The organism is Polyangium mundeleinium, from assembly GCF_028369105.1.
Lineage (GTDB): Bacteria > Myxococcota_A > Polyangia > Polyangiales > Polyangiaceae > Polyangium > Polyangium mundeleinium.
In genome coordinates this window covers 9083190-9094406 of sequence record NZ_JAQNDO010000001.1, presented here as the reverse complement: position 1 = coordinate 9094406, position 11217 = coordinate 9083190, and the positions used below count along the sequence as shown (strand labels likewise).

The window sequence follows — 11217 nt, the reverse complement described above, 5'->3', positions numbered from 1 at the left end:
GAGCCCCCAGCGTCGACGACCCCTCAACCCTCGCAGGCTTTTTTCGTCACGGCGTGGCGGAATTCGAACATCTTTTCGAGCTTCCGCCGCGCGAACGCGCCGCCGAACAGGGCGCCGAGCGGGCCGAGCGGCAGCGCGTAATCGATGTGGTCGACGAGGAAGGTCCCGCCTTCTCCGTCCGGCTCCATCGTGTGCGTGTGGACCCACCGGGCGAACGGTCCTTCGATCACCGTATCCTGGAACATCCGCCCTTGTTCGTACGCCGTGTGAACGGCCACGAGGCGCTGCTTCACGGGCCCGATGTAGGTCTCGATCACGGTTCGCGCGCCCTTCTCCAGGCCACCGCTTCGTTCGAGGATGCGGGCATGCTCCCACGGCGGCAGGAGGAGGTTCAGCGCGTCCGGGCGCTCGTGGAAGGCGAAGACCACCTCGGGCGGGGCTTGGATGCGGGTACGTTTCTCGAAGACGGGCACGATGCTGGCCTATAAGCTGGATTTGGCCGCTGGCAAAGGCTTGACCCGCGGGGGGTTTGGCGCTTGGATGGCCCGCGTCCGGGAAGATTGAGCATGAGCATCGACGCCGACGACATCGTGGCCGTGGGCGGCAGCCTGGAGCCGCGTGTGCTCGTCGAGGCGTACCGGCGCGGGGTTTTTCCCTGGCCGATCGACGGGCTCGATGTCCTGCCCTGGTTTTGCCCGAAAGAACGGGCGATCCTCGATTTCTCGTTCCTCCACCTCTCGCGCAGCCTCCGCCGCGAGCTCCGGAAGACCCCGCTCCGCTGCACGGTGAACCGAGGATTCGACGCGGTCATCGAGCGCTGCGCCGAGGTCCCGCGTCCCGGGCAGGACGGCACGTGGATCACGCAGGAGCTCATGGACGCCTACAAGGAGATGCACCGGCTCGGCTTCGCGCACAGCGTCGAGGTGTGGGACGTGGAGGAGGTGCTCGTGGGCGGCATTTATGGCGTTTGCGTCGAGGGGTATTTCTCGGCGGAGAGCATGTTCCACCTCACGCCGAATGCGTCGAAGATCGCGCTTTTGTATCTCGTGGATCACCTCGGCGAGGCGGGCTGCGATTGGATCGACATCCAGGTGATGACGCCACACATGAAGGCGCTCGGCGCCATCGTCCTCACCCGCAAGCAGTTCCTCGAACGGCTCGCCCGGACGCGGGCGAGAGGGCTTCGGCCGTTCGGGGCGTGAGCGAGCTTGCTAGAACTCCTCCCTTGACAACTGGCTGCGCTCCGAATATTTCGTACACGAAACATCCGTGGCGGCCTCCCTCCCTCCCGATACCAAGCCCGAGGTGGATGCGATCGTCGAGACGATCATCTACCTCTACACCGAGTCGCGCCGCCTGACGAAGGGCCTGGCGGCGCAGTTTGGGCTCACAGGCCCGCAGCTCACCGTCATCAAGCTCTTGCAGGAGCTCGGCGATCTGTCCTTGTCGTCCCTGTCCGAGCGCATCCGCGCGCAGAACAGCACGGTGACGGGGATCATCGACCGCATGGAGCGTGAGGGGCTCGTCAAGCGCGAGCGCTCGACCACGGATCGGCGCGTCGTTTACATCCGTCTGAGCGAAAAAGGCCAGAAGCTCGCGCGCGAGATTCAGGTCGAGCCCATGGAGATCTTCCGGAGCGCGCTGACGGATTTGTCGCAGAGCGATCTCGAACATTTGCTCCGGGTCCTGACCAAGCTGCAAAAGCGCGTCGTCTCGCATGTCGAGGGCCGCGTATCCGAGGCGCAAGGCGCTCCCCGCGCGGGAGCGGAGGAGGACAAGCCATGAAATCGTTCACAGGCGAGACCAAGAAGCCCGGCGTGCGTGATCCCGACATCTGTGTCGTCACCTGCGCCGTCACGGGCGTCCTCGCCAATCGCAGGCAAAACCCGGGCATCCCGTACACGCCGGCGGAGATCGCCGACGAATGCAAGCGCGCCTATGACGCGGGCGCCTCGGTCGTGCACATCCACGCCCGGAACGACGACGGCGGCCCGACGTTCTCCCCGGCCGTCTTCGCCCGCATCAAGGAGGAGGTCCGGGCCCGCTGTCCGATCATCCTCAATTTCTCGACGGGCACGATTCTCGACGACGTCACCGATCAATGCACGTACGTGCGCGAGAGCAAGCCCGAGATCGCGGCCCTGAACATGGGCACGATGAACTACGCGAAATACTCGCCCAAGCGCAAGCAATTTGATTTCGATATGGTGTTTCCGAACACCTATTCGAAGATCATCAAGCTCTTGGAGGTGATGAACGAGGTGGGCGTGAAGCCCGAGCTCGAGTGTTTCGACACGGGGCACACGAACGGGATCGCGCCGCTGCTCGACATGGGCGTGCTCCGGCCGCCGCTCCAGTTCTCGTTCATCATGAACGTGCTCGGCGGCATTCCGGCGCACGTGGAGTCGCTCCAGCTCCAGACGAGGATCATGCCCGCCGGATCGGAGTGGGAAGTCATCGGGATCAGCCACGGCGCCTGGCGCATGATCGCCGCGGCGCTCGTGCTCGGCGGCAACATCCGCTGCGGGCTCGAAGATCATCTTTATCTGCCGAACGGCGAGATGGCGACCTCGAATGGCCCGCTCGTCGAGACCGCGGTGCGGCTCGTGCGCGACGTGGGCCGGCGGCCGGCGACGGTCGAGGAGGCCCGGGAGATCCTCTCGCTCGGAGCGCCGCGATGACGACGGCGCGTGCTTATGGATTCCTGGAGGTCGCCGCGAAGGAAAACGGCGCCCTCTGGATCTTCCTGAAGAACCCGCCCAAGAAAAACGCCATTGGCCCGGCCATGGTGAACGAGCTGCTCTGGGCGCTCGAAGACGCGGCGAACGACGATTCGGTGCGCTCGATCGTCCTGACGGGCGCGGGCGACGCGTTTTGCGCGGGCGGTGATTTCACGCAGATGAGCTCGTCCGGTCCGTCGGCGGAATTGCCGCCGAAGGGGGATTACGCAGATCTCCTGCTCGCGCTCACGCGTTCGCCGAAGCCGCTCGTCGCGCGGGTGAACGGGGTCGCGATGGGCGGCGGGGTCGGGCTCGTGGCGGCTTGCCATTTCGCGGTCGCCGCGCGCGGGATCAAGCTCGGCACGCCCGAGATCAACCGGGGCCTCTTCCCGATGATGATCATGGCTGTGCTCGCGCGCGTCGTGCCGCAGCGGCGCCTGCTCGAAATGATGCTCTTCGGCGACAAACTGGAGGCCGACGAGGCAGCGGCGATCGGCCTCGTCGGAAAGGCCGTCGACGCGGACGGGCTCGACGCCGAGATCGCGCGAATCACGGGGCAGATTGCGCAGAAGAGCCCGATCACCGTGAAGCTCGGGCTCGAAGCGTTCGCGGCGCAGGCCGATCTCACGCTCGAACAAGCCTTGCCGATGCTGCGCGAGCGCCTCGGCGCCGTGCTCTCGACGGACGACGCGCGGGAAGGCCTGATGGCGTTCCTGGAAAAACGCACCCCCAAATGGACGGGTAAATGACCCATGGACATGCGTGAGCTCTTGAAGGACCTCGAGGCCCGGCGCGCCGAGGTGCGCAAGATGGGCGGCGAGGACAAGGTCGCCAAGCAACATTCGCGCGGCAAGCTGACCGCCCGCGAGAGGCTCGCCGCGTTCTTCGACGACGGCGTCCATTTCGAGGTCGGCATGCACGGCACGCAGATGGGCCTCGCCGCGGGTGACGGCAAGGATCGGCCGGCCGCCGACGCCGTCGTCTGCGCCTTCGGCAAGGTCGACGGCCGCATGGTCTGCGCCGCTGCGTACGATTTCACGGTCAAAGGCGGCAGCATTGGCCATACCGGCGAGGAGAAGGTCACGCGCCTCCGCCAGATGGCCCTGCGCGGCCGCTGGCCCATCGTGTGGTTCATCGATTCTGCGGGCGCGCGTATCGACCCGGGAGCGAGCCACCCGGACTCGATTTCGCTCTTCGCAGGCAGCGGCCACCTCTTCCGCGAGCAGGTCATCATGAGCGGCGTCGTCCCGCAGGTCGCGGCCATGGTCGGCCCCGGCGCCGCGGGCACGGCCTACATCCCGGGCCTCGCCGATTTCGTTCCCATGGTGAAGGACATCGGCTCGATGGCCCTCGGCGGTCCGCCGCTCGTCAAGGCCATGACCGGCGAGGACATCTCCGAGCAGGAGCTCGGCGGCTCGAAGGTCCATTCCACGAAGAGCGGCGTCGGCGACGGCGAATACAAGAACGACGCCGAATGCATCACGGCGATCAAAAAATACCTCTCGTTCTTCCCGTCCCATTGCGAGGAAGAGCCGCCGCGCATCGCCGTGACGGATCCCACGGATCGGCGCGAGGAATCGCTGCTCGACCTGCTCCCCGAGAACCCGCGCAAGGCGTACGACATGTACAAGCTCATCGCGGCGCTCGTGGACCACGGCGAGTATTTCGACATCAAGCCCCGCTTCGCGCGGCAGATCATCACCTGCCTCGCGCGCATCGGCGGCCAGAGCGTCGGCATCGTGGCGAACCAGCCCAATCACATGGGCGGCGTGCTCGACGTCGACTCCTCGGACAAGGCCGCGCGGTTCATGCAGATCTGCGACGCCTTCAACATCCCGCTCGTGTTCCTCCAGGACGTACCCGGCTTCATGATCGGGTCGAAGGTCGAGCACGAGGGCATCATCCGGCACGGCGCGAAGATGCTGCACGTGATGAGCGCCGCGACCGTCCCCAAGGTCACGGTCGTCGTGCGCAAGGCTTATGGCGCCGGTTATTACGTGATGTGCGGCCGCGCCTACGAGCCGGACCTCATCGTCGGATGGCCGACCAGCGAGATCAGCGTGATGGGCCCCGAGGGCATGCTCGGCATCGCCGCGCGCAAGCTCTTCGGCGATGCGCCGCCGCCGCCGGAGCTCAAGCAGCAGATGGTCGACATGCTCCAGAAGAACATCGACATCATGAAGGTCGCTGGCTGGGGCCTCATCGACGACGTCATCGATCCTCGCGACACGCGGCGCGCCGTCGCGTGGGGCCTCGAGCTCGCGCGGCACAAGCGCGTCGAGCGGCCCTTCAAGAAGCGCGGCATCATCCCCGTTTGATCCTGGCGCGCCCCCCGATTCCCGCGCACGTTTCCGTCCTCGGACCGACATTCATGTCGTTCGGGTGCAAACGTTGCGGGCCTCGCGTCGGGGCGCTGCCGATGCATCACGGACACCACGCGCTTGGCGTCCCCGCAACAAATACTGTCGGTACGCGCCCGACCCATGCTAGGGTGAAACGTCGGCGCAGATCTTGGATAGAGGTCTTCGCTGCTGGTGGTCGCCGAAGCATCTCTCCGCCCGGATAACAGGGCTGGCCGTGAGGAAACGATGAACAACGAGCAGAAGCTTCTGGTCCAGAAGACCTTCGAGATGGTCGCTCCGATCGCGGACGTGGCCGCCGGACTGTTTTATGGTCGGCTCTTCGAGGTCGATCCGTCACTCAAGCCCCTCTTCCGGGGCGACATGAAGGACCAGGGCAAGAAGCTCATGTCCACGCTGAAGGTGGCGGTCCAGGCGCTCGATCGTCTCGAAGCGCTGATCCCGACCGTCCAGGCGCTCGGTCGCCGCCATCTCGCGTACGGTGTTCGCGACGACCACTACGACACGGTCGGCGCGGCGCTCCTGTGGACGCTGGAAAAGGGCCTCGGCGAGGCGTTCACGCCCGAGGTCAAGGAAGCGTGGGCCACGGTCTACGGCGTGCTTGCGAAGGTCATGAAAGACGCGGCGAACGAGGTCGCGCCGCTCTCGCTTCGCACGCCGCTCTCGCGTCGCGGCAGCGCGCACCGCCTGCCCGCGGTCAAGCGTCCCTCGTACCGTCCGCCGATGGGCCGCCCGTCCATGCCGCCCGGCTCGCGCATGCCGGCCTCGATCCAGGCGCTCTACGGCGGCGCGAGCTCGCAGTCGGCGCCGTCCTCGAAGAGCGGCGCGTCGCCGAGCACGCGTTTGCCCCGCATCTCGAACCCGCCCACGATCACCTGATCTCGCGCGCCTCTCGTCTCCGCGCCCATGCTGCCTTCTCCTTGCGCGGCGTGGGCCTCGCCGTCGGCCTGCTCGCCCTCCTGAACCTCGGGGGCGAGGCCGTGCGGCCTCCCTTCGATTCCACACATACCTGGCTCGGCGACGCGGATCTTCCGCGGCCGATCTTCCGCGCCCTGGAACTCGCCTCCGCCGTCACGCTCCTCTGGCACGCGGCGCGGCCGATCCGCCCGGCGTGGGCGCGCCTTGGCGGGGCGATCGTCCTCGGGATCGGGGCCGTGCTCGCTGCGCTCGACGTCGCCACATTTTACGGCGTTCTCGCGCGCGGCGCGATCCACGGCCCGGCGTTTGTCCCGGCTTCCCTGGTCGTCCTGGTTTGTCTCGGCGCGCTCGCGGCGAACGTCGCGATGGATCGCGCGGAGCGTCCTCGATGGACACTCGGGCGCGCGGCCGTGTGTGCGGCCGTGACGGCGGCGAGCTTCGTGGCCATGCCGCTCCTGCTCATGGTCACGCTGGGGCCGACGCGGTACGAGCGCCGCGCGGACTGCGCGATCGTGCTCGGAGCGCGCGTGTGGGACGACGGCACGCCTTCGCTCGCGCTCTCGGATCGCGTGGACGAGGCGATCTGGTTGCACCAGCAGGGGCTCGTGCGAGCGATCGTGATGAGCGGCGCCATCGACGAGCACAACGGGATTTCGGAGCCCGCCGTGATGCGGGCGCGTGCTGTCGCGGCGGGCGTGCCGGAGGCCTCCGTGATCCTCGACGAAGAGGGCGTCACGTCCTCGTGGACGGCGCGGAACGGTGCGCTCTTGATGCGCCGCCACGGGTTTTCGCGGGCGATCGCGGTGACGCATTATTATCACGAGCCGCGGGTGAAGATGCTCTTCGAGCGCGCAGGCGTGGCCGTGTACACGGTGCCTGCGCGCATGAGCCGGCGCCTCTTGAAGGAGCCTTGGTTCATCGTCCGCGAGGTCCTCGCGTACTGGCATTCGTTTCTTTTTCAGTGAGCCGCACGCCCTCGCGCGCCAGGACCCGCGTGACGCCGCGCGCGCCGGTATGGTACGACGAGCGGCAACGGCCCACGGGGATCGGGGGATGGTCTCGCGGGGCTCGCGAGGGGCGTCATCGACACGGCAAAACTCACCCCCGGCACGGTCCTCGGGCAGAAGTACCAGATCATCAAGCGCCTCGGCGCCGGTGGGATGGGGGAGGTCCTGCTCGCGAGTGATCTCGCCCTCGACCGGTTCGTCGCGATCAAGATCCTTCGCCCCGAGCTCTCCACGCTCCTCGAGACCGACGCGCGCTTCCGCCGCGAAGCCCGCCTGCTCGCCCGCCTGAGCCACCCGAACGTCGTCGTCGTCCACGCCTTCGGCAGCGCCTCGGCCGAGCTTCACTACATCGTCATGGAGTACGTACGCGGCGAGTCGCTCGACGAGCGCCTGCGCCGCGTGGGACGCCTCGAACCCTCGCTCGTCGGCCACGTGATGGCCCAGGTCGGCAGCGCCGTCGCCGAGGCCCACCGGAGCGGGATCGTCCATCGTGATTTGAAGCCAGGCAACGTCCTGCTCACGACCCTCGCGGGTGACGCGTGCTTCGTGAAGGTCGTCGACTTCGGCGTGGCCAAGGCGTTTGGCCTCGAGGGAGGCCCGGAGCTCGCGGTCGACGGCCAGGTGAGCGGCACGCCCGCGTACATGGCGCCCGAGCAGATCGAGGCGAACGACATCGACGGACGCGCGGACATCTACGCGCTCGGCATCATGGCCTGCGAGCTGCTCACGGGCGCGCGGCCCTTCGACGAGTCCGGCGGCCTCGCCCGCCTCTTCGCCGTGCGCCTCGAAGGCACCCTCACCTTGCCTTCACGCCTCCGCCCCGACCTCGGCCTCTCCGCGGGCATCGACGCCGTCATCGGCCGTGCCCTTCGGACAAACTCCGCCGAACGTTACCAGACCGTCGAGCACTTCACGCACGAGCTCCTCCGCGAACTCCGAGCCTTCGGCGCGGGCGCGGCGACCCTCGCCGAGCGACCCGCGAGCGCGTCGTTGCCCGCGCCGATCGAGCTCTCCGAGACGATCGTCGTTGGCGCCGACGGGACCCTCGGGCCCCTGCCGGGCGTGACCTCGCTCCTCGAAGGCGCGTCGCGTCCGTTTCCCACGGCAGTCGGCTCGGGCGCGTGGGCGCCCCGCGAGGCCAAGGACGCGCGCTCGGTCCGAAGCGCCACGGTCCTCTACGTCGACCTCTCGCTCGGCGCGCTCGACGCCTCGGTCGATCTGGAAGAGCACCTCGACTGCCTCGCCGTCGTCGGCGCGCGCCTCGAACAGGTCCTCGCGCGCCACGGCGGCGAGCCCATCGGGCCTTTCACCGATCGCGCGCTTTGCCTCTTCGGGCCCGAGGGCGCCGCCGAGAACGACGCCGAGCGCGCCCTCGACGCCGCCCTCTCGCTCCGCGCGGCCCTCGGCGCGCTCTCCTCCGACCCCACGTTCCCGCCCTCGTTCCGGCTCGGCGTGCGCCTCGGCATCGACGCCGGCCGCGTCGTCTCCACGCAACCCCGCGGCAGCGGCGTGCCCTTCGTCTCGGGCGCGCCCGTCTTCGAGGCGCGTGGCCTCGCGCGCGCCGCGTCCTCCGGCGAGATTGTCGCGACGCACGCCGTCTTGCGCCGCGTCCGTGGCCTCTACGAGACCACGAGCGCGGGCGCCGAGGTCCCCGGCCGTCGCGTCGCGTCGAAGAAGTCCACCGCGTACCTCGGCACGAACGAGATTCACGGCGTCCGCATCTCGCTCGTCGGGCGTGACGAGGAGCTCTCCGTCCTGCGCGCCGTCCTCGCGCGGGCCCGCATGGAGCGGCAGCCCGAGGTCCTCGTCGTCACGGGGCCCGCGGGCGTCGGCAAGAGCCGGCTCTGCATGGCCCTCGTCGAGGAGCTCGAAGAGCGCGAGGGCGAGACGTACTACTTCGAGATGGGCCGCTCGACCCCGTCGGGGCAAGGCGTCCCGTACGAGCCGTTTCTCCAGGCCATCCGCCACCGCGCGCGTGTCGTCGACGACGACGGCCCCGAGCAGGTCCGCGCCAAGCTCGACCACTACATCCGCCGCTACTGCGCCGTCGATCCCACGACGCTCGGCGAGGCCGAGATCGAGCTCGGCCGCAGGCTCGGCGAGCTCCTCGGCGTGGGCGGCGGCGGCGACGCGGCCGCCGAGCGGGACGCCGTGGCCGGCGACGAGGCCCAGAAAAAAGTCCTCTTCGATGCCGTCGCCGAGGCCTACCGCAGGCTCGCGACGCGCACGCCGCTGCTCTTCTTGCTCGAAGACTTCGAGTGGGCCACGGCCACCACGAAGGCGCTCCTCGGCCACGTGATCGAGCGCCTCGCGGGCGCGCCCGCGCTCTTCGTCCTCGTCAGCCGCGCCGAGGGCGCCGCCGCGCCGGAACTCTCGTTTTTGCGGGATGCCTCGGGCGTCGTCACGATCCCCGTCGAGCCGCTCGAACACGAGGCGTGCGAGGCGCTCATCCGGCACGTCCTCCGCGCGCTCATCGACGTCCCCGCGGGGCTCGTGCGGCAGATCGCGGCGCTCGCGGGCGGCGTGCCGCTGATCGTCGAGGAGACCGTGCACCAGCTCGTCGACGAGGGCGTGCTCGTCGTCGGCGAGGGCACGTGGCGGCTCTCCTCGTCGCGGGCGGCGAGCGTGCGCCTGCCCGAGACGCTCGAACAGCTCCTCCTCGGTCGCCTCGATCGGCTCGAACCGCGGCTCAGCGAGGCCGTCGAGGCCGCGGCCGTCGCGGGCCGGAGGTTCTGGCCCTCGCTCCTCGGCGAGCTGCTCGAAGGGCGCTTCGAGCCGCGCTCGCTCGCCGATCTCGTGCGCCGCGGCATCTTTGCCCCGCGCCGCGACGCGATGCTGGCCGGCGAGCTCGATTATGCGTTCACGCAGGCGGCCTTGCAGGAGGTCGCGCAGCGGCGCGTGCCCAAGGCGCGGCGGCGCGCGCTCCACCGGGCCGCGGCGCTCTGGCTCGAACGCGCCACGGGCGGCTCCCCCGGCCCGCACGACGACCTCATCGGCCACCATTTTCGCGAGGCCGGCGAGCTCGCCCTCGCCCTGCCGTACAAGCGCCGCGCCGCGGAGCGCGCCATGCGCACCCATGCGATCGAGGAGGCCGTGCGGATGCTCGAAGCGTCCCGCGAGATCCTCCTCGAAATGCCCTCCTCGGCCATGGACGCGCCCGCGCGGCTTGGCGAGCTCCTCTCCCTCGCGGGCAGCCTCGCGCACGAGCTCGTGCTCGCGGGCAGCCTCGCGCGCGCCATCGAGGTCGCCGACGACGCGCTCGCCCGCGCCGCCGACCTCGGCGACCGCGCCGACGAAAAGGCCCGCGTCGCCATCGAAAAGGGCTGGGCGCTCCAGCACCTCAGCCGCTATGCGGACGCGCGGGAATCGTTTGTCCTCGCCGGACAATGGCTCGGCGAGGACGAGAGCCTGCTCGCGCTCCGGGCGCTCACGGGCGCGATGGGGGCGAGCGTCCACCTCGGCGATCATCGCGCCTCGGCCGATCACCTCCGCCGCGTCCTCGAATCCCACGAAAAAGGCGACGCCGCCGCGCGCACGCAGGAATGGGAGCGCGCCCTCTCCTCGGCGTACCGCGTCCTCGGAAATGGGTATCTGCACACGGGTCGGTACGACGAGGGCGAACCGACCTACCAGCGGGCCATCGAGCGCGCCATCGCGGCGAATGCGCCCGTCGAGGCCGTCGACGCCTACAATGGGCTCGCGGCCCTCCATTACTTCCGCGGCCGCCTCGATCTGGCCGAGTCCACCTGGCGCGAGGCGCTCGAACAAACCGAGCGCTGGGACCTCGTCCAGCACCGCTCGATCATCCTGAGCAACGTCGGCGAGCTCGAGCTCGCCCGCGGCGACGCCCGCGCGGCCATTCGTACGCTCTCGCGGGCCGAGGTCCTGCACGAGCGGCTCGGCTCCTTGCGCGGCCTCGCCGAGGCGCACCGCGCGCTCGCCGAATGCCACCTCGTCACGGGCGAGCTCGACGCGGCGAAGGGGCACGCCGAGCGCTGCATCGAGCTCGCCGACCGCGTGAGCTCGCCTTATATGCGGGGCACGGCGCGCCGCACGATGGCGCGTGTGCTCCACGCGAGCGCGAAGGGCGACGATGCCCTGCGCGCCGAGGCGACCCGCTTCCTCGACGAGAGCATCTCCATTTTCGAATCGGCGAACATGAACAAGCTCGCCGAGGAGACGAGAGCGCTCGCCGCGTCGTTATCGGTTTGA

General features: G+C 69.1%; 9 protein-coding genes. 8 read left to right on the top strand and 1 reads right to left on the bottom strand.

What is annotated here, in order from left to right; all coding sequences use genetic code 11:
* Positions 1-23: 23 nt before the first annotated feature.
* Positions 24-473, bottom strand: a complete 450-nt coding sequence (locus POL67_RS36045; protein ID WP_271925167.1) for an SRPBCC family protein — start codon at positions 471-473, stop codon at positions 24-26.
* Between the two features lie 93 nt (positions 474-566).
* On the opposite strand from POL67_RS36045, the gene aat reads away from it, so the two are divergent.
* The 8 genes from aat (at position 567) to POL67_RS53845 (ending at position 11217) form a co-directional block, all read left to right on the top strand.
* Positions 567-1202, top strand: a complete 636-nt coding sequence (gene aat, locus POL67_RS36040) for a leucyl/phenylalanyl-tRNA--protein transferase (protein ID WP_271925166.1) — start codon at positions 567-569, stop codon at positions 1200-1202.
* 67 nt (positions 1203-1269) lie between these two features.
* Positions 1270-1785: a MarR family winged helix-turn-helix transcriptional regulator gene (locus POL67_RS36035; RefSeq protein ID WP_271925165.1), complete on the top strand. Its 516-nt coding sequence runs from the start codon at positions 1270-1272 to the stop codon at positions 1783-1785.
* Positions 1782-2681: a beta-keto acid cleavage family enzyme gene (locus POL67_RS36030; RefSeq protein ID WP_271925164.1), complete on the top strand. Its 900-nt coding sequence runs from the start codon at positions 1782-1784 to the stop codon at positions 2679-2681. Before POL67_RS36035 ends, POL67_RS36030 begins: the two co-directional genes overlap by 4 nt.
* A complete protein-coding gene (locus POL67_RS36025) occupies positions 2678-3469 on the top strand; it encodes an enoyl-CoA hydratase/isomerase family protein (protein WP_271925163.1) in 792 nt (263 codons plus the stop codon). The genes POL67_RS36030 and POL67_RS36025 overlap by 4 nt, the downstream gene beginning before the upstream one ends.
* Positions 3470-3478: 9 nt before the next feature.
* On the top strand, positions 3479-5038 hold the full coding sequence (locus tag POL67_RS36020; RefSeq protein WP_271925162.1) for an acyl-CoA carboxylase subunit beta: 1560 nt from the start codon (positions 3479-3481) through the stop codon (positions 5036-5038).
* 270 nt (positions 5039-5308) lie between these two features.
* Positions 5309-5959: a globin family protein gene (locus POL67_RS36015; protein ID WP_271925161.1), complete on the top strand. Its 651-nt coding sequence runs from the start codon at positions 5309-5311 to the stop codon at positions 5957-5959.
* 50 nt (positions 5960-6009) lie between these two features.
* Complete coding sequence (locus POL67_RS53850; RefSeq protein WP_271925160.1) at positions 6010-6963, top strand: YdcF family protein; 954 nt, start codon at positions 6010-6012, stop codon at positions 6961-6963.
* A 117-nt stretch (positions 6964-7080) separates the two neighbouring features.
* Entirely contained in the window at positions 7081-11217 is a 4137-nt protein-coding gene (locus POL67_RS53845) for a serine/threonine-protein kinase (RefSeq protein WP_308789595.1), read from the top strand.